Source organism: Flavobacterium collinsii, assembly GCF_946903285.1.
GTDB classification, from domain to species: domain Bacteria; phylum Bacteroidota; class Bacteroidia; order Flavobacteriales; family Flavobacteriaceae; genus Flavobacterium; species Flavobacterium collinsii.
The window spans coordinates 5,237,386-5,259,358 of record NZ_OX336425.1; the positions used below are offsets into that span (position 1 = coordinate 5,237,386).

At 36.7% G+C, this 21,973-nt stretch carries 18 protein-coding genes and 1 riboswitch; of the genes, 9 read left to right on the forward strand and 9 right to left on the reverse strand.

Translation table 11 applies throughout. The annotated features are described in order from the left end of the window. Nucleotides 1-177: 177 nt before the first annotated feature. The 3 genes from OGZ34_RS20955 to OGZ34_RS20965 form a co-directional block, all read right to left on the reverse strand. Nucleotides 178-858 carry a TMEM175 family protein gene (locus OGZ34_RS20955; protein ID WP_263361615.1) on the reverse strand — a complete coding sequence of 227 codons (681 nt, stop codon included), beginning with the start codon at nt 856-858 and terminating at the stop codon, nt 178-180. Between the two features lie 16 nt (nt 859-874). Further along, entirely contained in the window at nt 875-1,777 is a 903-nt protein-coding gene (locus tag OGZ34_RS20960; RefSeq protein WP_263361616.1) for a hypothetical protein, read from the reverse strand. Nucleotides 1,778-1,871: 94 nt separating this feature from the next. Further along, nucleotides 1,872-2,702 (reverse strand): helix-turn-helix domain-containing protein, encoded by an 831-nt coding sequence (locus OGZ34_RS20965; RefSeq protein WP_263361617.1) that lies wholly within the window; start codon nt 2,700-2,702, stop codon nt 1,872-1,874. Nucleotides 2,703-2,933: 231 nt separating this feature from the next. Between OGZ34_RS20965 and OGZ34_RS20970 the strand changes: the two genes are divergently transcribed. The 7 genes from OGZ34_RS20970 (at nt 2,934) to OGZ34_RS21000 (ending at nt 8,836) form a co-directional block, all read left to right on the forward strand. Then, on the forward strand, nt 2,934-3,287 hold the full coding sequence (locus OGZ34_RS20970) for a hypothetical protein (RefSeq protein WP_173966478.1): 354 nt from the start codon (nt 2,934-2,936) through the stop codon (nt 3,285-3,287). A 160-nt stretch (nt 3,288-3,447) separates the two neighbouring features. Further along, nucleotides 3,448-3,828, forward strand: coding sequence for a heavy-metal-associated domain-containing protein (locus OGZ34_RS20975; protein ID WP_173966477.1), 381 nt, complete (start codon nt 3,448-3,450; stop codon nt 3,826-3,828). Nucleotides 3,829-3,893: 65 nt separating this feature from the next. Beyond that, nucleotides 3,894-4,382: a TlpA family protein disulfide reductase gene (locus OGZ34_RS20980; protein ID WP_246253237.1), complete on the forward strand. Its 489-nt coding sequence runs from the start codon at nt 3,894-3,896 to the stop codon at nt 4,380-4,382. Nucleotide 4,383: 1 nt separating this feature from the next. Beyond that, nucleotides 4,384-4,911, forward strand: coding sequence for a heavy-metal-associated domain-containing protein (locus tag OGZ34_RS20985; RefSeq protein ID WP_263361618.1), 528 nt, complete (start codon nt 4,384-4,386; stop codon nt 4,909-4,911). A 2-nt stretch (nt 4,912-4,913) separates the two neighbouring features. Continuing rightward, the gene (locus OGZ34_RS20990; protein ID WP_173966474.1) at nt 4,914-5,720 is read left to right on the forward strand and encodes a hypothetical protein; all 807 of its coding nucleotides are present in this window, start codon (nt 4,914-4,916) and stop codon (nt 5,718-5,720) included. A 48-nt stretch (nt 5,721-5,768) separates the two neighbouring features. Beyond that, nucleotides 5,769-7,742, forward strand: coding sequence for a protein-disulfide reductase DsbD family protein (locus OGZ34_RS20995; RefSeq protein WP_263361619.1), 1,974 nt, complete (start codon nt 5,769-5,771; stop codon nt 7,740-7,742). Nucleotides 7,743-8,089: 347 nt separating this feature from the next. Beyond that, nucleotides 8,090-8,836, forward strand: a complete 747-nt coding sequence (locus OGZ34_RS21000; protein ID WP_263361620.1) for a HesA/MoeB/ThiF family protein — start codon at nt 8,090-8,092, stop codon at nt 8,834-8,836. A gap of 114 nt (nt 8,837-8,950) precedes the next feature. Here the strand turns inward: OGZ34_RS21000 and OGZ34_RS21005 are convergent, their stop codons facing one another. From OGZ34_RS21005 to OGZ34_RS21020, 4 genes are all read right to left on the reverse strand, one after another. Next, nucleotides 8,951-11,212: a T9SS type A sorting domain-containing protein gene (locus OGZ34_RS21005; RefSeq protein ID WP_263361621.1), complete on the reverse strand. Its 2,262-nt coding sequence runs from the start codon at nt 11,210-11,212 to the stop codon at nt 8,951-8,953. Between the two features lie 24 nt (nt 11,213-11,236). Then, nucleotides 11,237-12,448, reverse strand: coding sequence for a cell surface protein (locus tag OGZ34_RS21010; RefSeq protein ID WP_263361622.1), 1,212 nt, complete (start codon nt 12,446-12,448; stop codon nt 11,237-11,239). 97 nt (nt 12,449-12,545) lie between these two features. Next, nucleotides 12,546-13,691, reverse strand: a complete 1,146-nt coding sequence (locus OGZ34_RS21015; RefSeq protein WP_263361623.1) for a YncE family protein — start codon at nt 13,689-13,691, stop codon at nt 12,546-12,548. After that, entirely contained in the window at nt 13,688-15,736 is a 2,049-nt protein-coding gene (locus OGZ34_RS21020) for a TonB-dependent receptor (RefSeq protein ID WP_263361624.1), read from the reverse strand. The genes OGZ34_RS21015 and OGZ34_RS21020 overlap by 4 nt, the downstream gene beginning before the upstream one ends. A 115-nt stretch (nt 15,737-15,851) precedes the next feature. Next, nucleotides 15,852-16,051: riboswitch (cobalamin riboswitch) on the reverse strand. A 443-nt stretch (nt 16,052-16,494) separates the two neighbouring features. Here OGZ34_RS21020 and OGZ34_RS21025 point away from each other — a divergent pair. Beyond that, nucleotides 16,495-17,478, forward strand: a complete 984-nt coding sequence (locus tag OGZ34_RS21025; RefSeq protein ID WP_263361625.1) for a beta-ketoacyl-ACP synthase III — start codon at nt 16,495-16,497, stop codon at nt 17,476-17,478. Between the two features lie 223 nt (nt 17,479-17,701). On the opposite strand, the gene OGZ34_RS21030 is transcribed toward OGZ34_RS21025, so the two are convergent. After that, nucleotides 17,702-19,069 carry an amidohydrolase gene (locus OGZ34_RS21030; RefSeq protein ID WP_263361626.1) on the reverse strand — a complete coding sequence of 456 codons (1,368 nt, stop codon included), beginning with the start codon at nt 19,067-19,069 and terminating at the stop codon, nt 17,702-17,704. Nucleotides 19,070-19,164: 95 nt separating this feature from the next. Continuing rightward, nucleotides 19,165-20,037 (reverse strand): helix-turn-helix domain-containing protein, encoded by an 873-nt coding sequence (locus OGZ34_RS21035; RefSeq protein WP_263361627.1) that lies wholly within the window; start codon nt 20,035-20,037, stop codon nt 19,165-19,167. Between the two features lie 574 nt (nt 20,038-20,611). On the opposite strand from OGZ34_RS21035, the gene OGZ34_RS21040 reads away from it, so the two are divergent. Next, entirely contained in the window at nt 20,612-21,814 is a 1,203-nt protein-coding gene (locus OGZ34_RS21040) for a glycoside hydrolase family 88 protein (protein WP_263361628.1), read from the forward strand. Nucleotides 21,815-21,973: the final 159 nt, after the last annotated feature.

Sequence of the window (21,973 nt, forward strand, 5' to 3'; positions counted from 1 at the left end):
TCTTTTTTTTACTAAAATTTTGGTGTACCAATCAGGTCTTAACCACTGATTTTTAATTCTAAAAAATGCATTGCGATTTAATAACAGCCCCCCAACTGAATTGCGAAATATTTTTTAGAGTTGGTACATCAAAGTTTTTTTTTCCGACACCTTGCGACTACTGCTTTATATCTTCTACTATTCTATAATTCCTTTCATAGCCACCGGATACTTTTTACGATACCAGACTTTAATCAGTCTTGTAACAAACGGAGCCAAAGGCGGAATAAAATAAGAGAATTTGATATTGATAAAAGAAAGCAACAGCGCACAAACAAAAACGATAGGGATGGTAAGCGATCTGGCTATATTATAACTCAACTGTTCTTTGTGCAAATTCTGACTTAAATGATTTTCCGGATTGGCAATAATCTTCCACAATCGGAAACTAAAATATCCTGAGAGACAGATGTTAAAAGTGTAAACTATTAACGGTAACCTCAGATTACTACTGAAATAATATTCACTGAGAAAAGAAGTACTAAAAGGCATTATTACAATGGGAAGTAGAAAAAGAAGATTATTCCAAAGAAGCTTCTGGCTAGCCCGGGTAACGTATCTGAACATACGGTGATGGGAAAACCAATACAGACCAATGACAAAAAAACTGATCAGAAAACCAATAAGTTTTGTCACAACCGGTAATAATCCATGTAACAGTTCGCTATCGGTTAGTGTTTCTGAATGCAATTCGGGGATTCTGATTTCAATGATTAACAAGGTGATCGCTATAGCAAAAACGGCATCACTGAACAATGCAATCCTTTCTAATTGAAACTTTTCATCACTATGTCCTTCGGACAGATTTGTTTTACTCATAATAGAATGAAATAAATTATTGGTTAAGATTTTTTACTTTCGGCGATTCTCTTTTTTTATTCACAATTTCTTTAAGTGCAGGTTCAACTGCCAATGCATGTCCATGCCCAAATGTTATCAATACCCTGTTGTATTGATTGAGTGCCATGTCTATTTTTGACAGAAGCACACTGTCTCTTGTCATTTTCGAAATTCTCCCAACAGCACAGTATTTACAATTGTCATTGATATAGTCAAATTCCTCTAAATCGAAACTGTTTAAATCAAACTCTTTTCCGGTATTTCTTTTATAGAGATCTTTAAAATAGCTAAGTTTTTTTTCTGCTGTCGAAAGAGGAAAACCGTTTTTTACAAAATGTTTTTCTACAATGCGATCAAAAACACTTTCAAACTTTTCCTGTCCGTAAGCCTCATAATGATACGGAATAACAATACGCTCCATCACATAATAAAGATACAGATCTTCTTTGGGGTGTTTCTTTAAAGTTAAAGCAAACTCTGTCCCGGGTGCTATGTCTCCATTCATCATTTTGATACCTGCTTTATCAGCATAATATTTTAACACGGCAGTTTCACCATCTTTCTGTATGGCCTCCCCAATTGTGCTGTAATGAATACTGTCGGCTATTTGTCCGCCTTCATTAAAGGCAATTTGTGGTTTAAAATCAGGAAAATAATCCCTTATACGATTAAACTGAGGATGTGTACTGTCGGCATCGTGAATGCAACCGATAAAAACAATACGTTTCCCTCTGTCGCTTTTCACATCAATGACATAAGGTGTTTTAACCGTATCCATCATTTTTCCAACCTCAACATAACTTCTGGTAGTCCAATTTTGAACTTGTTCGGGCTTTCTGACAACTGATTTACAAGACAGCATCAATACGATCAATACTATCCAATATCCTTTATACATTCTTCACGCTTTTTTCATCAAAAATATTCAAAAGAAATTCCTTAAAATAGTAAAAATGTAACCTCTTACTCTCTAACTATCAAAGCTTCTGAGTTTATAGATACATCCAGTTGATATTACCTCCTTCGATGGGGCTTACCTTCTTAAAAAAAACTTTAGGAGTATAACCTGTAATAGATTTAAAATCTTTAATAAGGTGCGACTGGTCAAAGAAATCCAGTTGATAGGTAATATCCGAAAGTTTGCTTTTAGGACTAATATGCAGCTGTTGCTGCATAGCCTGTCTGAACCGGATAATTTTTCTTAGTTCTGTGGGAGTTTTTCCAACATGCCACTCAAAATGTTTGCATAGTGTTTTTCGGCTAATGTTATACTTACGGGCAAGCCCTTCAATAGTATATTGCTGGTCTGCATTAGTCATATCGTCGATCACGCTATGAAGAAATGGGTGCTCAAACCCGCTGTACTTTGACAAAAGATAGGTTTCTAATTTTTCTATTTTCTCCTTTTCTTCTTTAATCGCCAAAATAGTATGCATTGTGGCTGTAAAATCCTCAAAGGGATCAAAGTAGGCAAAGGATTTTCCGGTATAGTCACATAAATTGCCAGCTAAAAAAGCATTTAATCCAAGAGGCTTAAAACTAATGGTTATTTCATGAATAAAGCCGGGGATAATTATTTCAATGGGTTTGGTATAATTGCAAATTAATGTAGCCAGAATGGGATTCTTTTCATTGCGCTTAACAGTAAGCCTGTCCTTTTCAATACTAAACTCAGGATATTGATTGATCGAAATAACAGAATTGATGTGTGGAAAAGTGTAATAACTAATCGACTCACTCACAACCGGTTTTTGAAGTATATAAAAATAGTCAATGTATTTTTTCAGAAGACTGTGTTGAGGTACAAATAGTTTTAAATCCATTCATTCCTAAATTTATACGTTTTACAAATGTCCTTTTTGATTCTATTCAATTTCCCGATCAGACAAATTTAAAAAAAGTATCTGGTGAACTTAGAAAAAAGACAACCAAATTTGTATTCGTTTTAAACCATTTAATCTGATGAGTAAATAAAACTCTTCCATTTTTTCTAAAATATTTACAAAAAAATTAACAAACTAACCCGACAAATAAAAATATCTTTGTCGTCGACTATGACAAAAAAGTTCTACATACTGCTATTCGTTACGCTTGGTTTCCTGATGGGACCAACGTTTACTTATGCGCATGGAACAAAAAAAGAAATGTCATGTTGCAAAAAAGAATCTGCTGCAAAAGATTGTTGCAGCAAAAAAGATACGAAAGACAAAAAACATGGCTGCGATAAGAGCTGTATGGGAAATTCCTGTACACCAACCAGTAGCTGTGGATTCTCGCCAATGGCAATCTTTCATGTAGAAAACCATTCTCTTTTTGGTTTTTCTGAAAAAAAACAAACTTATTTTTATTCAGAAATCTTTATTTCTTCAGATTTCCGTTCTATCTGGCTTCCACCTAAAATAAGCTAGATTCCTTTCGTGACAGCCCAAGGTCTGTCTTATCCAAAAGGCTTTTTTAAGGCCTAAATTCAAAACTATTTTTTAATCTTAATCTGTATCAGAAATAGCTGTATTTGCTATCGTTTCTGCTATGCTTTAGGATTAATTCATCCAAAAAAAATTACATACAATGAACTCAATAACAAAATTATTGATGGCAATGTCTCTATTGCTATCAGTTACTTTCGCCAGCGCTCAAATTAAAAATAAAACCACTGAAAAAGTAAAAGTAAACGGTAACTGCAGCATGTGCAAAAAAGTGATCGAAACTGCCGCAAACGTTAATAAAGAAGCTAAAGTAAACTGGAACGAAGACACCAAAATTGCTACTATTACTTACGATGCTCAAAAAACGAATCTTGATGCCATTCTAAAACGCATCGCTGATGCGGGATACGATAATGAAAAATTTAAGGCTCCAAATGCGGTTTATGACGAACTACATGGATGTTGCCAATACGATAGAGAGGCAAGTGATAAAAAACAAAACAATTCATCATCACATCATTAAAAACCGATTTGTTCGTAATGCAGGTTCTTAAAACCTCATTACGAACAACTATTAAAAAAAATATCATGTTCAAAATAAAAAATATAATCACCTTATTCACGCTTATTGCAACTGTTTCTATAACAAATGCACAAATAAAAGTAGGAGATCATTTTCCGGATGTTCAGCTTCAAAACAACAAGAATGCTGTAGTTAAACTAAATTCTTTTAAAGGCAAAACAGTCTTAGTAGACTTCTGGGCTTCGTGGTGCGCTCCTTGTCGACTGGCTAATAAAAATTTGGTTAAAATGTACAATCAGTACAAAGGTCAAAATTTTGAAATCGTAGGAATATCGATAGACAACGACAAAACAAAATGGTTAAAGGCCATTGAAAAAGATAAAATGAAGCACCAGCAATTAATTGACCCAAAAGGTTTTGATGCCAAAACGGCTGTCACTTTTGGAGTTGATGCTCTGCCTTCTACTTTTCTTTTTGATGCGTCAGGAAAACTGATTGCCATCAATCCAACAGAAGCTCAAATAATTGCTCAAATCAAAAAAAACAACAAATAAAATGAAAACCTTACATATAAAATTCATAGCCCTTACACTTATTTTCTTATTAACAGGTGTAAAATCGTATTCTCAAATTACAAAAGCCGAAATAATGGCTACAGGATTAACCTGTTCTATGTGTTCGAATGCCATAAACAAACAATTAAAATCTTTTACAGAAGTAGATAGTATTAGTACTGATTTAAACACCAATACATTTACCGTTTATTTCAAAAAAGACAGTTCATTAGAGCCTAAAGTTTTGAAAAAAGCAGTTGAAAAAGCAGGTTTCTTTGTGGGTTCAATGGTTTTAACAGCAAAGTTTCATGTAGATAAAATTGAGGACAATACAACGCTGAAAGTCGATGATGCCACTTATACTTTTATCGATATAAAAAAACCTGTAGCACATGCAGAAGCCAAATACAGAGTTTTAGACAAAGGTTTTGTGACTCAAAAAGAGTATAAAAAACTCCTTAAATTGTACTCAAAATATCCTGAGTACGCTACAGAAAATGAGAATGATTATTATTTAAAAGCCCTATAAAAATGAAATATCTGTCAATAATCTTCTTATTCCTTGTTTCGTACCAAATAGATGCACAAGAATTATTTGTAGTAACCGAACCCGCCAGTAATGCTCCAGCGGGTTCTATAGGAGTTCGTGTTGGACAATCCTTAATGGAAAAGAAACTTGAAAGCGGTTCCATGTACAATTTAACCCCGGAGGTTACCTGGGGTATAAATAAAAACTTAATGGTTCGTACCTCAGCTTTTTTAAGCAATCAGGATAACGGACTGGGATTAAAAGGTGGTGGTTTCTATGCAAAATACAGATTCTTTTCTGTAGACGATTTACAAAGTCATTTTAGGATGGCTGCCTTTGGGCGATACAGTTACAATAACTCCTATTTTAATCAGGAAGCGATAGACTTAGCCAACGGAAATTCGGGATACGAAGCCGGTTTGGTAGCCACTCAGTTAATTCATAAAGTAGCCCTAAGTTCTTCCGTAAGTTATGTACGTGCCCTTAACAATGCCGATTACAGTTTTCCGGATGCACTGGGTAAAAATGCCATAAACTATACGTTCTCTGTAGGTAAATTGATGCATCCTAAAAAATACACCAGTTACAAACAGACCAATATTAATGCAATGCTGGAATTTACCGGACAAACCATTACTGAAAATGGCAGATCATACCTGGATGTAGTTCCATCGATTCAGTTTATAATCAACAGTCAGGCAAGAATTGACTTAGCTTACAAAAAAGAATTGTACAGCTCTATGCAGCGTATGGCAACCGATGGTGTTTTCCTGAAGCTTGAATATACTTTTTTCAATGTAACGAAGTAAACAAATCCTATCATCACCGGAACAAATCGTTCTGATTAAACCTATAAAATGAAGAAAATACTTTATCTATTATTTCTGTTTTTGGCTTTAGCCAAAGTACAGGCACAGATTATAAATCCTGTGAAATGGAAAGCTTCGATCGAGAAAAAATCCAATTCCGAATATCAGTTTTCTTTTAAAGGAGCTATTGAAAAAGATTGGCATGTATACTCACAATTCACTCCTGAAGATGGCCCTCTTCCGGCCGAATTCCTTTTTCATGATATAAAAAACAATTATGAACTCGTTGGAAAAGCAACTGAGAGCGAAACTAAACGAGAGTTCAATGAGATCTTTGGTGTAGATGAAATTTTCTTTTCGGACAAAGTTGTTTTTACCCAATTAATCAAACAGACCAATCCGAAAAAAGAAGTCATACAGGTAGAGCTTTCTTATCAGGTATGTAAAGAGAATTGTATTAGCGAAACCAAGTACTTTGAATTCAATCTCAAAACGCTTGAAGCAAAAGAAATTCAGGCAGCTGACATTACAAACGAAAAAACTGAGAAAACAACAGTAAATCCCACCATAGAAAAACAAACAGAATCTGAAAAATCCGATTCCAGTTTATACACGATTTTCTTTATTGCGTTCTTATCCGGTTTTGCTGCACTGCTTACCCCTTGTGTGTTTCCTATGATTCCCATGACAGTGAGTTTCTTTACCAAACAAAGTAAAACGAAAGCTAAGGGAATTAAAAATGCTATTATTTACGGAATTTCAATCATCCTTATTTATGTATTTCTAGGAACTGTAATTACGTTAATTTTTGGTGCCGATGCCCTAAACGCTTTGTCGACCAACGTATGGTTTAATATTATCTTTTTTGTCTTACTTGTCGTATTCGCTTCTTCTTTTTTAGGCGCTTTCGAAATCATGTTGCCCAATTCGTGGGCCAATAAAGTAGATCAGCAGGCAGATAAAGGCGGGATCATTGGAATCGTATTTATGGCATTGGCTCTGGCAATTGTTTCTTTTTCCTGCACGGGACCAATTATAGGAACTCTATTGGTTGAAGCAGCTTCTAAAGGTGGAATTGCACCAATTGTGGGAATGTTAGGTTTCTCATCGGCTTTGGCATTACCTTTTATGCTTTTTGCCATGTTCCCGGGCTGGTTAAATACATTGCCAAAATCTGGTGGCTGGCTCAATACCGTAAAAGTGTTTCTAGGCTTTCTGGAATTGGCTTTGGCATTTAAATTTTTATCTAATGCCGATTTAGTGCTACAGCTGCACTGGTTTGAAAGAGAAATCTTCCTGGCCATTTGGATCGCTATATTTGGTACGCTGGCTTTCTATTTATTTGGAAAAATAACCTTGCCACATGATTCTCCTACATCATCCATTTCGGTAGGCCGTTTAGGTGTTGGATTAATCGTATTGACATTTACCATTTATCTGATTCCAGGATTGTGGGGTGCTCCTTTGAAATTAATTAGTGGTTTCCCTCCTCCAATGACTTATAGCGAATCTCCGTATGGCGTGGGTGGGGCGGGAAAAAATACCTCATCAGCTGAAAAAGTATTACCAGACGGAGCTCATAAAGGTCCTCATAACATCACAGCTTTCACGGATTATGAAAAAGGACTGGCCTACGCCAAAAGTGTAAACAAACCTATCCTTTTAGATTTTACAGGATTTGCCTGTGTGAATTGCCGAAAAATGGAAGATTATGTATGGTCTGATCCTCGTATTTTGTCCATCTTAAACAATGAAGTCGTCCTAATTTCTTTATATGTTGACGACAAAAGAGAATTACCTCTTGAAGAACAATATGTATCTAAAGAAACCGGCAAAAAGATTACAACCATTGGAAACAAATGGAGTGATTTTCAAATTACTCGCTACAAAGCAAATGCACAGCCTTACTATATTTTATTAGATACGAATGAGCAAAAGCTGAGCAAACCTGCAGGATATACTCCTGACATTACTGAATATGAACAATGGCTGAAATCCGGTATTGCTAAATTTCAAAAATAAAAGTACCATTTTTTTACATCTGTGCATTTTTTAAACGTTGTGCACAATCGTAGTCTGGTTAAGGCCACAACAAAGGGAGATATTTAGGTATCTCCTTTTTTTATTATTACAGATCATCAAACTCTGAAACAGAAATTTTATTACAATTTCCCTCGCGAAGCTATAGTGCACGAACACATTTTAAAATCATAATTATTAAGTTTTTATGCTTCAATATTAATATTATTTTCGATAATTTAGCTTTGATGCAGATTCATAAATTAACAGTTTTGATAAACTCTAAGGATTCCTGTTACTCCCTTTTATCTCTGTCAAAAGAACAAATTTTTAACTTCTAAAAAATAAGTATGGAACAAAGGCATATCAGAAATAGACTTTATATTAGCCCGGAAGAACAGGAATTAATAAAAAACACTCCGATATTATTAGGCGGAGCAGGTATAGGAAGCGCTATTGCTGAATGTTTATTGCGATTAGGTTTTGAAACCCTGACCATTATCGATGGTGATGTTGTCGAATTGTCCAATTTAAACCGACAAAATTATACCGAAAACAATATTGCACAACCCAAAGTAGAGGCACTTAAAGAAAGATTGCTGTCCATCAACAGTCAGGCAAAGATCACAATACACAATTGTTTTTTAACCCCCGAGAATGTTGGAGATTATATAACCGATCATAAAATTGCGATCAACGCCCTGGATTTTACTTCTGATGTTCCGCTTATATTCGACTCGATTTGTCAGCAAAAAAACATTCCGGTTTTACATCCTTATAACCTCGGATGGGGCGCATTGGTGTTAGTCATTTCAGAGGATGAAGGTTTAGAAGTTTTAAAAAAGCCAAATGAAAAATTTAGTGAAGTCAATGTGGTTGACTATGTTTTAGAATACATGAGATACTGGGAAAACCCACAAAAGTGGCTCGAAGAAATACTGGACAAATACAAAAAGGAAAACAAAAATCTGTCTCCGCCGCAACTCCCTATTGCATCCTGGCTGGTAGCTGGAATGTGTACCCAAATTGCATTTGACATTGCCACCAATACCCCCGTAAAAACATTCCCGGAGTTTTATTTGACGAGTCTCAAGTAGAAAATTTTAAAATTTTTCTACTTGAATTTTCTCTCTATTATCATATCAAAAACCCCTCCTACAAAACCGTAAGAGGGGCTATATCTATATATTTTACATTTTACATCTCACACCCTACTTCTTAATAAATTTCTGAACATAGTTTGCTTTATCAGTCACTATATTGATGATGTACATTCCATTGGCAAAATCGCTAACATTAATCTGGTTATTACTGATCTGAGCGTTAATTGATTTACCCGAAATATCATGAACAGTTACTTTTAACACTTCGTCTTCCGTTCTAATGTTCAATACATCTGAAACCGGGTTTGGATAAACTGCCAGTTCTAATTTCGTGAATTCACCGGTTCCTAAAGTGCTTGTTGTATTTACGATAATTGATTTTTCAACCAGCTTCCCATTTGAATTAAAACGTATGACAACTATCGCATTCCCTAAAGCTTTTGGTGTCAAAACCAATTCATCATTCACATTTATGATTGCCGAAACGATTTCCGTATCGCTAACTGACTTTATTGATTTTACAATTGCTGACGACAAATTATCGGCATCCGAAACAATGCTTTTTAAATCGATTACGGCTGGTTCTTTTATGGACACCTCCGAAGGCAAAGTAGTACTCACTACCGGTGCTGCTTTATCCGGAAAAACAGTAATTGCTGGAAACCAATAATAATCATCTAAAACTTTTGTCTGGGTTAAGCTCCCTGTAGTATCAAAAGTATGAATCCAGTTTTTCTGATAATGTGCCCCAAATCCGTTTTCTGTAGTAGTGAGGATCAACTCATCTGAAATCGGATCGATACGTAAGGCCGCTCCATAAGGAATCTGTTTAAAAGCATCCGTCTGTCCTGGAATTGTTGCAAAATTCTCATTAAAGCTTTTTGAAGCAATGTCAAATTTTACAATTTTTGTACCTGATGTAGAAGAGCTTATAGCGTTTATCCAATACAAAGCATTCTCCTGAGTACTATAAGTAAAACTCCCTGCGTTCCAGGCTCCCCAAGAACCTAAGTATTTGGTTGTTGGAATTGCATATTCCGTTACCGTAAAACTTGTAGCATTAATATTAATTAATTTCTGATCCTGAATTCCCCATACACTTCCGTCTTTAGCCTGAGCTATAGAGTGAAATTTCCCTGTAATCGTCTTAACCAAAGTATTATTGTTTGGATCAATTACCAGAACTCCTCCATTTTGCGAAACGACAAATACGTACTGAGAGGTACGAATCATATTGCCTATTTGTCCAACACTACTTGTTCCGGCTATTACAGCTCCTACTTTTAAGTTGGCAATATCAAAAAGAAAGATCCCTTTTGAAGTACCAATATATCCTGTGTTTTCATTAACCCCTACAAAGGAACGCCCGTCTCCTCCACCGATATTAGCAAATCCGGCAATTTTCTTCATGTTTTGTGCATTAGCAACCACTAATCTACCACCGGGACTGAAATTTTGATCTCCTCCACTTGCTGCCTGTTTTGAAACAAAATAAATTTTATCTCCGTAAATTGTTCCATAACAAGTGGTAACACCAAAAGTTTCATTATTATTTGCAGTACTATAAATTCGATAATTAATACTTCCATCTTTATTGATAAAATTCGCGGAACCATTAGTATGACCAAACCAGTCTTCATTTACTACAAAATAACCGTTGGTAAAATCGGTTGCCTCTACATAAGGTGTAACCGGGGTAAAAGTTCCCGCTATAGGCTGTACAATCTTAGATGGTGCATAATTCCAGACATCCCAGGAGCCATTTTCTAAAACACGACTGGATGCCCCTGTGCTTACAGCACCAAAATCAGGGTCGGCAGCATTTTTCGTCCAATACGACCATTCTCCATTTGTATATCCGGCCTGCCAGTGGTCATTAGCATCTATGGCCGTATAGTTGTCAAAATCATAAGTAGCTGTATTCACAAAACCATTTGTTGGATAAAGAGGATAAGTATAATCTGTGCCTTTATAAAGTCCTATCGTTTTAATTCCATTCAGATCAAAACCCAATCCTCCTGTCAAAGATCCAGTTTGTGTTCCTTTATACAACAAAGCGAAAAAACGACGATCTGTTTTTAATATGGCTTTTAGCATGTCTTCACCTGTCGCATTACCATCCCATCTGAATCCCCAGATTAGGGCATCGGAATTTTTTCCATCATTCCACTGCACTACAAATGCTGCTTTATTAGAACCGCTACCTACCCAATACTGTATATCTCCAAAAGTTGTCGCACTTTTACCAGTCCTGTTTTTTGCTGCTGCATTTTGTTTACCATCCTCAACTACTCTGCTCTCCATTATCATCTGCCCCTGAATAGAACATGCAAAAAGGAACATCAATAACAACAAGTAATTTTTCTTCATCTTATATTTAATTTAAAAATTCTATTATTTAAGGTACAGGTCAAAAGCTCCGGCCACATCTGTAGAAACTTCTCCCAGCCAGCCAGCTTCCTGATTGATTGCGGTATGTATTTTAACAAAGTCAATTCCGGGAAGTTTTACATATTTTCCGTTTTTGTCTACGGCCCATGAAATATCAATATTAGAGCCTTCATCACCATTTGGTGCATTATCAGCATAACCAAAATCAAAACCTTTGCCTACCCAATAACTTCCTGTACCACTTTGATCGTAATAATTGTCTTTAATTTTGGTTCCTTTGAGCGTATAGGAAGCCTCTGTAATCCATAGTGGGTAATAGCTTTGTTCATGAAATCCATTTTTAGTTTTGTATCCTGAACTTCCCTGATTGTCTTCCCATTTAATGTACTGTACATCCGTTTGCCAAAAGTCCTGACCTGCTACGGGCTGTTTGTTAGGATCCGGTTTCAAATAGGTGATACTGTAATTCTTCACAGTCGTATTTTTAAAATACTCACTTCCGGCTATTTCGTACCATTCGTCTTCATCGGGTTTTCCATTTTTATTTTTATCGTAAGCCACCTGAATAATTCCGGGTTCGCAAGATCCTGAACGCCCTTCAGCAGCATCGTTAGCCCAAAAAGCATTTCCCAGAACTTTGAAATCGCGGCCATTCATATTTGGAATCGTATGGTCGAAACCAAATACAACATAACCTCCAAACCCTCCTAAAGAAATCATTGATGCGTTTGAACCTACAAGTGATTTCTTAGCGGCATTAATCAGATTACTTTCGGTATTTCCGGTTGCATACAGCGGAAGTTCGTTAGTAAACTGACCTACTCCGGGACGAAAATCAAACACATTAGAAATGTACTTGCTATAATTCCCGATCTCTTTTGTTACATTGATAGAAGATTGATATGTTTTTACAACTCCATTGGTCTCCACCTTTAAGGTTAAGGGATAGTTCTTTAAATACGGACTAATAAAATCCAGCTGAAGGCTTTCTGAAATTACCGAATCTTTAATGCTCCAGGTTAATTTTGAATTAACGGGCATTTTCAAATCAATATTCAGCACTTTAAAACGGTCAATGGTATAAGACTCTTTTAATGTTTCTCCCTGATTTTGATTTCCAGAATCATCTTCCCGATCAGTTCCGCAGGAAATAAATCCCAGTAGGAGGGTTAATACTAGCGTACTCTTTAAAAGTGCAAAAGGGACTCTTTTCATATTTTTTTATTTTTATTCTTTAATGACACATGATTGCTGAGGTACAACAAAATAAATTTCCAGTGAGCGTAACATCTAATTCTTCACTCTTCACTCTTCACTTTTTAGTTATAAAAGCAATATGAGCAGGAATATTTCCGGCTGTAGTCTTCCATTTTAATTTTCCTTCAGGAGTAAAACAGTAGATATAACCTGTTACCACATAATTTTGGGCATCGGTGACATATACTTCTTTTGTTTCGGGATTTACCTGCAAGCCATAAGGAATCATGATCTGTTTGTCGGTACCATCCGTAATGATTTTATTATTTATGACTTTTTTGGTCTTTGTATCTAATATTCCATAGGAAACTTTATTGCTATTGGTGAGATAACTCCATGAAACACTGTAGTAATAAAGCAAATCATCGACGAGACATGTTGCCGAAACGGGAATATCAAGCTGCATTTTCTTCTCGTCTGTTTTTGTATCGATCACAAAAAGATTAGAAGGAGTGTTGTAATAATCGCCTCTGGAACTTACGTAGATATCTCCCCTGCTGTCTACCTGCATGCTGTGGAGATTGATCCCCACATCTATTTTTTTTATTTCGGTAAAAGTTTCAAGATCGATTACCGATACAGTTCTGTCATAATTAGGCACACGGTAACCTCCTGAATTGGCTACATACAATTTTCCGTTTTGTACCACCATTTGTTCCGGCTGATAACCAACGGTCACTTTGCGTTTTATTTCTAATGAAGTCGTATCTATTTCTGCTACAAATCCAATTTCGGCATTTGGATCAATGGCAACGGGACCTGAATACGAACTTACATAGGCTTTGTTTTTGTAGAAAGCGACATATCGGCAATTCGGAATGTCTATTTTTTTGATTCGTTTTGCCGTCCATTTGTCGATTACCTCCACCTTATTGGAACAGTTGATAACCGCATACACTTTATTCCCGTAAATTTTTATATCGTTACCCACATCCCCCAGTTCTTTTACCACTGTGGGATTGCGTTCGGAGTAAATATCGGTGGTATAATTCCCGGTTCTGTAATTGAACACGTCAATACTGGCGCGGTTCATTCCCATATTACCTTCGTTTAAAAGATAAAATCCTTCTATGTTGCCATCGCTTCTGGGTGCGGCAACGCTTTTATCCGAAGACGGAAAAACAGTTTCTTCTTCTCTACAGGAAACCAAAAGAAGTGCAACAAATAAACTAAGCAGGAATCGGGTACTTCTCTTTTTCATAGTGCAATACTGATTATAAATTTTAAAGTACGGCCCGGCATCGGATAGTTATAAATCACTTCGTACTGCTGATTTAGGGCATTGTTCAATTCGATTGTTCCTTTTACTTTATACTGATGAAAGGAGAACATTTTCTGAACCGCCAAATCATGTGTGTACCAAGGCTGCACTTCATTAATTTTGATATTGTTTACATTTCCGTTGTAGCGTTTTCCTACATATATAAAGCTGTAGTTAAAATTCCATGACTTATAATCTGCATTTAATATTCCGGATCCGCTGTGCCACGGTGTGTAAGGAATCTGATCTCCGTAAGAGGATAATTCCAAACCGGCAAACTTGGTGTAATCTCGACTCTCCGAATACGTATAGGTTAAATGAGTAGTCAGATTTACTTTGCCGAAATGCATTTTCATATCCACAGCCGACTCTATTCCTTTTCCTTTCACCTGCCCGATATTGGTCATCATCCAACGGAATAAATTTCCGGTTGGAGCGGCAATTATTTTATCTTTTGTATTGGTATAATATCCATCAATCTGAAGAGAAAACTGATCCAGGAAACCTTTCTCCACCGGTATGTTGTAGGTAAATCCAACATCGTACTGATTCATGTATTCGGGCCTTAACGTACTGGAGCCAACCATCGTATAATACAAATCATTAAACGTAGGCATTCGGAACATACGTTTCGCAAAAGCCCTTACATTAAAATCATACGCTTTAAAAGGAGTGTAACCCAAAAATATAGCAGGAGTAAATTCTGTTTTATCAGGAGCTTTGGCATTGTAACGCACTTCTTCCTGCACGTGTGTTCCCACAACGCTTCCCAAAACTTTAAAGCCATCCAGTCTGTAGGAACTTGCCAGCGCAAACAAAGCGGTGTAGCGCTCCGGATAAGAGAACAGGGTCTTTATCCCTTTTCTGGTTGCATTAAGCCGGTTGTATTGAAAATCAGTCGACAACGAAACGTCCCAGGTGGGTAGAATCTTGTACAGATTGACTGCTGAGAGATAATATTCCTGCTGGTAATAACTATCGTCAGATTGAGCGCCTTCGGTAACCACTTCACCCAGTACACTGGTGGTGTCTCTGGCTACATAATGGGTATAATCATAGGCATATTTTGCCTTAGCCTGGAATTTATATCTTTCGCTAAGGTCTTTTATAAAAGTACCCTGTGCAAAAAAATTCTTGTCGTACTGTCTAAAACCATCCGAAAATTTATTTTCTACAATAGCTCCCGGTGCTCCTCTTTCGGAACCATAATAATACACTTTGGCATCCCAGGTACCGTTCTTCATTTTCCCGTACAGACCAGACTCGAAACGAAATGCTTCTATATCACTATTGTGTCTCGTTGCTGAGGTATCATAAGCCACAGTACCGTCGAGATTGTTTCTTTTGTATCTGAATTTGTATTCTCCGTTAGATTTTATGTATTCAGAACTGGCGCTCCAACTTACTTTATCACTTAATTTCTGCTCCAATCTAAAAGAAAGATCATTGTAATTGATAGACATCGTTTTATAACGCAGTAAGAAATTGGTCTTTTTGTTATTCTCAAAAACAGGCCGTTTGGTGCGCAAGTAAATAGTAGAAGCTGCTGCAAAGTCTTTAGCTGACTGAAATATTTCACTCTTCTGACCATTATACATGGTGAGCGATTCCATATCATCGAGGGAGTATTTTCCTAAATCCGTAACTCCGTTCTGTGCATTTCCTAACTGAATTCCGTCATAAAAAACACCCACGTGATGCGTTCCCATGTTACGTACATCCACCGTTTTAAGTCCGCCCAGACCACCATAGTCCTTGATTTGTACTCCGGCAAAATAACGAAGTGCATCGGCCACATTGTGGCTGGCTAAGTTTTCAAGCAGTACTCCTGAGAGGCTTTGTACGGGAATCACTTCCTGATAAGGTTTTGCTTTTAACAGTACTTCTTTCAAAACCCTCAAACTGTCCTTAGTAGTCTGCGAGCGAAGTACGACGGGAGCTAACAATACGAAAAGAAATAAAAGTAATTTTCTGGTCTTACACATCACTGATTTAATTAAATAAACTTCGGAATGTGATCGTCAAAAAAGCAATAAGGCAGGATCCCATTAAAAAATAACAGGTCCGTTTATTGTTGTTCAACTTTATTCCACGAAAGTCTTAAACTATGTGATTCCGGCAGGTCTCCTGACTTGTTCCATCTTTAAACAGCCTTCTCATCCGCTACGGCGGACAATGGCATGAGTAACGTTAAAGACTTTTACAGAACTTACAGTAGCGGGTCTGTTCAGGATTTACACCTGATTCCCTTTTAACTGTTTTCTCTAAAGAAAAAACAGACCTGAATCTGGGCGTAAAGATAGAATTATCTTTATAAAAACAAGAGTTAATTAATCCATATTACACTTTTGACAATGAATACGGTCAAATCTCATTCATTTATTAAAAGAATGCTATTTTAAACATTCTTCACTTTTTTAAACCGAACCGTAACAAAAAAGCATTTTTGCGACAAATGATAAGTCCAGTTCGATTGCTTTTTTTATAAACATTGCAGAACTGAAACAAAATCATTCGAAACAGGATTTGATTTTATTAATAATGAAGTGAAACAGAAATATTAAAAGTAAATTAACAAATCTCAAGATTTTTGCATCTTTATATTTGTTAAATTGCGCCCCTGTAAATGAAGATGCCCCTCGTACTACATATTCTTCGAAAAACTCTTGTAAAATGGACTGGAGAAAGGTTTTGGGCCGAAAGTCAAAATTAAAAGAACACTAAAAGAGAAACAAAAAATTCAATGAATACAACAAAGGCTTCCATTATTGCTATTGGAGGATATGTACCGGAAACGGTTTTAAGCAATACTGATTTAGAAAAAAGAATAGATACAACAGATGAGTGGATTACCTCTCGAACAGGTATAAAAGAAAGAAGAATATTGGATGACCCTACACTGGCAACCTCAGATATGGCTTCTTTCGCCATTAAAGATTTAATAAAAAATTATGATATAAATCCTCTGGATATTGATTGTCTTATACTCGCAACATCAACACCCGACCATATTCTTACTCCCGCTGCCAGTTTGGTATGCGAAAAAGCAGGACTGAAAAGTGCCTGGGGATTTGACCTTAACGCTGCCTGCAGTGGCTTTTTATATGCACTTTCGGTAGGCGCAAGCTTTATTGAAAGCGGCAGATACAAAAATGTTGTTGTAGTTGGTGCCGATAAAATGAGTTCGATCGTTAATTATGAAGACCGAAACAGCTGTATTTTATTTGGCGACGGCGCTGGTGCTGTACTTTTACAACCTACTACAGACGGTCGTGGTATTCATCAAAATATTTTCAGAACAGACGGAACAGGTGCTGAATTCCTTTCTGTACGTGCCGGAGGTTCTCTTTTGTCAACAACAGAAGAAACCATTCAAAACAAACAGCACTTTGTACATCAGGAAGGAAGAACCGTTTTTAAACACGCTGTGAGAAACATGAGCGGTACTTCGAAAGAACTAATGGAAAAAGCTTCATTGACTCCGGATATGGTAGACTGGGTAATCCCTCATCAGGCTAACTTAAGAATCATTCAGGCGGTAAGTGAAGAAATCGGAATTGGCATTGAAAAGTTTAAAGTAAACATTCAAAGATACGGTAACACTACAGCGGCAACCATCCCGTTATGTCTTTGGGATTTCAAAAACGATTTCAAAAAGGGAGATAATCTTGTTATTACAGCTTTTGGAGCAGGATTCTCCTGGGGCAGTATGTACATCAAATGGTAAATAATATATAAAAAAATTACGCTATATCCTTATGATGAGGTACCACCTGTCATAAGTTCAAAATCAATTTCAAACAAAAAACAATCAGAACCTAGTGGTTCTGATTGTTTTTTTATGTTTTTAACTCCGATTAAATATAAAATCCAAACCATTATTCTTTCGCAGACAACTATATCTGTTCTGATCAGCCTATTGACAGTAAGAAATACGCTTTAAAGTTTTTTTACAATCCGGCGATCTGTCCTGCTATCATTTTCCCCTTAAAAAACACCCCTTCTCTTTTTGGTAGGCGGGCTACTGCTTCGGCTGAACAGCTTGCTTTTACCAAAATAAAGTGGGCATCATCCCCCGCTGCAGGCCATACGCGTACACCTGTATCGTTAAGCGGCAACACCTCGTTTGTGGTGGCGATATGCAAAGCACGACTCAAATTGTACTCGTCTGTCCAGCCATATAATTGTGCGCATAATTTTGCTTTTTCCAGCATGTCACAGGTTCCAAAAGGCATCCAGTGGTCTACAATACTGTCAGTACCCGTCATCAGTTTTACACCGTACTTCTTTAAAGTCGGAATAGGCATTATAGTTTTTCCGATCGGCACTGTCGAAATAACGCCTATACCAAGTGCTCCCATTTTTTCGGCAATTCCTTCTAAATCTTTCGGATCCATTCTGGCCAATGCAAAACCATGACTGATATAGGTTTTTCCTTGTAATTGTTTGTTCTCTTCGGTTCTTTTAATGATGTATTCTATAGCCGATTTCCCTGAAGGAGGCGATTCGTGCAAATGAATATCAATCCCTTTATTATTGTCTATTGCGATCTGGAACATGCTGTCAAGTGATTTCTCCATATTTCCGTCAACCGTTGTAGGATCAAGACCGCCAATAAAATCTACCCCCATTTTTGCGGCTTCTCTTAATAGAGGCTCTGATTGCGAATATAAAATTCCGTGTTGTGGAAAAGCCACAATCTCCCATCCAAAACTGTCTTTATTATTATCTAAAGCCTTCAACAAATGCTCCAGACTTTTTAATCCACTCACGGGGTCAATATTACATTGGCAACGGGCAAAATAGCTCCCTTGACTTTTCATCAACTGAATGGCCTGCTCTGCTTTATATTGAGAATCAACAAGCAGTTCCGGAATTATTTTTTGCTCCAGCGTAATCATGTCTTTTACCGTAAATCCTTTTCTGGGAGCAGCATTCCATTTTCCACCGTAAAAGGTTTTATCTATATGTATGTGCATGTCACGCAATCCCGGAAGCATCAATAGACCTTTGGCATCTACTTTTTTTAATTTACCATCAGGTTTGTCGGTTGTAATTTTTTTAATTTTTCCATCTGAAATATGTACATTGTACAAATTGGTTTTGGTGGCAATTACTTCTTTTTTTTCATTGTACTCAAACCCATCTTCCAGTCTTACATTGGTTAAAATATATTCCTTCGCACCAGCGGTAATATACTCCGGTTCCTCAATTGAATGCGCCATTGCAGTACCGCCTATTCCGGAAAACAAGGCAGCTCCAGTTGCTGCAGCTCCCATTCTTAAAAACTGTTTTCGATTTATCGTATTGTCGCTCATTAGTTAATAGTGTGAATATTCCCGGGAAACTAATCCTCAAAAAATAATGGTGAACTGCAAAATTCACCTAATTTTTTAAAACTAAAACAGGAAGATTAATGATAAGAATGGTACAGATTATAATTTTCTTTAAAATCGGTTGGAGTTTTACCTGTATATTTTTTGAATACTTTGGCGAAGTAGCCATTATCATTAAACCCCAACTGGTAAGCAGTTTCTTTAACTGATAAGTCAGTACTGATTAGTAATCGCTTGGCTTCGAGAATGGTTCTTTCTTTAATAACATCACCAGCCGATTTGTTCAGGAATTTTTGGGAGAGAATATTCAGATAATTAGAGGTCACATTCAACTCTCCGGCGTAAAAATTCACGGAGAATTCTGTTGTAAAGTGATCTTCAATCAGTGTCTTGAACTTTTTTATAATTTTTTCTGATTTGGCCGCAACATCATGATCGGGAAATTGCAAAACGTATTCTTTTTGCAATACTTTAAACAGCAGATGCAATCTCAACAGCACTATTTCTTTGGTCAATAAATCATCTTTAAGCAAATCTGATTCGATTTCTTCCAGCTGACTTTTGATTATCTGAAATCCATTCTTATCCAAGGAAAGACAGAAGGGTGAACTCTGTCCGAAAAAAGGTAGCTGCGACAAATTAGAAAAAACGGTCATAATCGCAGGCGAAATCATCAGCTGGAAACCATTCGTATTGACATCAAGCGACCAATTATGAACCTGTCCGGCCCCAACAAAATGAATCTGATAATCGGCTACCTTCGTTTGTTTAAAATCTACACTATGAAATCCGGAGCCGTTCTCTACTATAAAAACAAGGTAGAAATCGTGTTTATGAGGCTGCTCGAATTCGTTACGCCCTTTTACACTATGCCGAAATAGGGTGATACCAAACGTTTGCTCGCCAAGTATATTTAAAACAGACAAAGTTGGAATCGCATTTTTACTCAAAGGAATCGATAGTGTTAGTTAGATCTTTTCAAAATTATGTAATTAATCCATTAGGTAACCTGTTGTGCTAAATTATTTGTTACTCCTTCTTTTTTTGTGATAATTGTTCTAACACATAGAAACATAGATCATGTAACTTAAAATAAGACGTTTCACTTTTAATAAAAGACATAGCTCTATGTGAAAGAAATGTATTTCTTTTTGACATTCTTTTTAAGCTTTAAAAAACTATGTTTCTATGTGTTGAATCATTTTTTCACGCAGATTGCTCCACCTGTTCGCTATTCCCCGGGTTAGCAGATTTTTGCTAATCATTTTAATCCTCTAATCTGTGGCTATTACTTCAGCACCTATAAACTTATTTTTTATGGCTTTCACAAAATTCAAAATGACATTTTTACTCAGTCTCCTAAACTGAGCTGCTCGAAACCTTCATTAATTCTATAAAAACAGGCCGTTTACACAAATTTGAAAGTTTTATGATAAAAACTGAAAGACGATTTTGAATCTCAAATCTAACTTCGCTTCATCAAAGCATTAGAACAAACAGATTATAAATCTAAAAGAGTAAACAATGAAAAAAAAACTTAGCCTATTAGTAGCAATCTCTGCTATTACCATAAACTCGTTTGCAAATCTCAAACAAGAAGATCCTTCTTTGGTTTGGTTTAAAAAAACAACCGAAACCATTCGCTTCCAATTAAACAAAGCGACACAGACTTACAAACCGGGAAAAAATCCGCGTTCTGTAAATCCCGACGGAACTGTGAGATTAGCCGGTTTAACAGACTGGACTACCGGTTTTTTTCCCGGAAGTTTGTGGTACGGCTACGAACTCACCGGAGATAAAGTTTTGGCTGAAGAGGCTCAAAAGTTTACGCTTGCTTTAGATTCCATCCGAAATATAAAAAACACACATGATGTAGGTTTTATGCTGTACTGTTCTTATGGAAATGCTTACAGAATTACCGGAGACAAGACTTACCTTCCGGCACTGGCTGACGGCGCGGCAAATCTTTATGCCCGTTTTAGTCCCACAGTAGGAGCCATTCGTTCCTGGGATTTCGAGTGGTTGCATTACCCTGTGATTATCGATAATATGATGAACCTTGAATATTTGTATTGGAGTGCCAGCACCTTTAACAAACCGGAATACGCCACCGCAGCCAATACTCACGCGCTTACCACCATAAAAAACCATTTTAGAAAAGATTTCAGCTCTTACCATTTGGTTGATTATGATCCGAAAACAGGTAAGGTATTGCGTAAAGGAACACATCAGGGCGTTACTGATGATTCGGCTTGGGCACGAGGTCAGGCTTGGGGATTGTACGGATATACGATGTGTTATGCTAATACCAAAAACCCGAAATTTTTACAACAAGCCGAAAATATTGCCGCTTTCCTTATGAATCATCCGCGTATGCCAAAGGACAAAATACCGGTTTGGGATTTTGACGTACACAACGCACTGGACACTGCTGAGCTTGCTCCCAGAGACGCTTCGGCAGCAGCCGTAATCGCTTCAGCATTGCTTGATTTGAGTACTCAGGTTAAGGATGGAAAAAAATACGCCAACTATGCCGAAGAAATCTTAAAATCCTTATCTTCTGATGCTTACCTCGCAAAACCGGGTGAAAACAATTATTTTTTACTGAAACACAGCGTAGGTGCCTTTTTATACAATTCAGAAATTGACACACCTCTTGATTATGCCGATTACTATTATCTAGAAGCTTTGAAAAGATACGCATCTCTTAAAAAAATAGAAATCTAAAAGTAAACAGTTTATGCAATATGCTGTCTGCGAAAAGAAATAAAACAGGAAGTTCTTTACTTTAGAAATTACAAAAAAATACGCGCCCGAACAATTAACAGTTTGCCGAAAAATACTCGTGGCAGTATTTTCTTAGCGTAATTCCTAACCAAATAACTT

Coding starts and splice junctions, on each gene's coding strand:
- OGZ34_RS20990 (WP_173966474.1), top strand. CDS start 4,914: ATGAAATATCTGTCAATAATCTTCTTATTCCTTGTTTCGTACCAAATA.
- OGZ34_RS21015 (WP_263361623.1), bottom strand. CDS start 13,691: ATGAAAAAGAGAAGTACCCGATTCCTGCTTAGTTTATTTGTTGCACTT.
- OGZ34_RS20965 (WP_263361617.1), bottom strand. CDS start 2,702: ATGGATTTAAAACTATTTGTACCTCAACACAGTCTTCTGAAAAAATAC.
- OGZ34_RS21025 (WP_263361625.1), top strand. CDS start 16,495: ATGAATACAACAAAGGCTTCCATTATTGCTATTGGAGGATATGTACCG.
- OGZ34_RS21030 (WP_263361626.1), bottom strand. CDS start 19,069: ATGAGCGACAATACGATAAATCGAAAACAGTTTTTAAGAATGGGAGCT.
- OGZ34_RS21020 (WP_263361624.1), bottom strand. CDS start 15,736: ATGTGTAAGACCAGAAAATTACTTTTATTTCTTTTCGTATTGTTAGCT.
- OGZ34_RS20975 (WP_173966477.1), top strand. CDS start 3,448: ATGAACTCAATAACAAAATTATTGATGGCAATGTCTCTATTGCTATCA.
- OGZ34_RS21010 (WP_263361622.1), bottom strand. CDS start 12,448: ATGAAAAGAGTCCCTTTTGCACTTTTAAAGAGTACGCTAGTATTAACC.
- OGZ34_RS20955 (WP_263361615.1), bottom strand. CDS start 858: ATGAGTAAAACAAATCTGTCCGAAGGACATAGTGATGAAAAGTTTCAA.
- OGZ34_RS20985 (WP_263361618.1), top strand. CDS start 4,384: ATGAAAACCTTACATATAAAATTCATAGCCCTTACACTTATTTTCTTA.
- OGZ34_RS21040 (WP_263361628.1), top strand. CDS start 20,612: ATGAAAAAAAAACTTAGCCTATTAGTAGCAATCTCTGCTATTACCATA.
- OGZ34_RS20980 (WP_246253237.1), top strand. CDS start 3,894: ATGTTCAAAATAAAAAATATAATCACCTTATTCACGCTTATTGCAACT.
- OGZ34_RS20970 (WP_173966478.1), top strand. CDS start 2,934: ATGACAAAAAAGTTCTACATACTGCTATTCGTTACGCTTGGTTTCCTG.
- OGZ34_RS20995 (WP_263361619.1), top strand. CDS start 5,769: ATGAAGAAAATACTTTATCTATTATTTCTGTTTTTGGCTTTAGCCAAA.
- OGZ34_RS21000 (WP_263361620.1), top strand. CDS start 8,090: ATGGAACAAAGGCATATCAGAAATAGACTTTATATTAGCCCGGAAGAA.
- OGZ34_RS21005 (WP_263361621.1), bottom strand. CDS start 11,212: ATGAAGAAAAATTACTTGTTGTTATTGATGTTCCTTTTTGCATGTTCT.
- OGZ34_RS20960 (WP_263361616.1), bottom strand. CDS start 1,777: ATGTATAAAGGATATTGGATAGTATTGATCGTATTGATGCTGTCTTGT.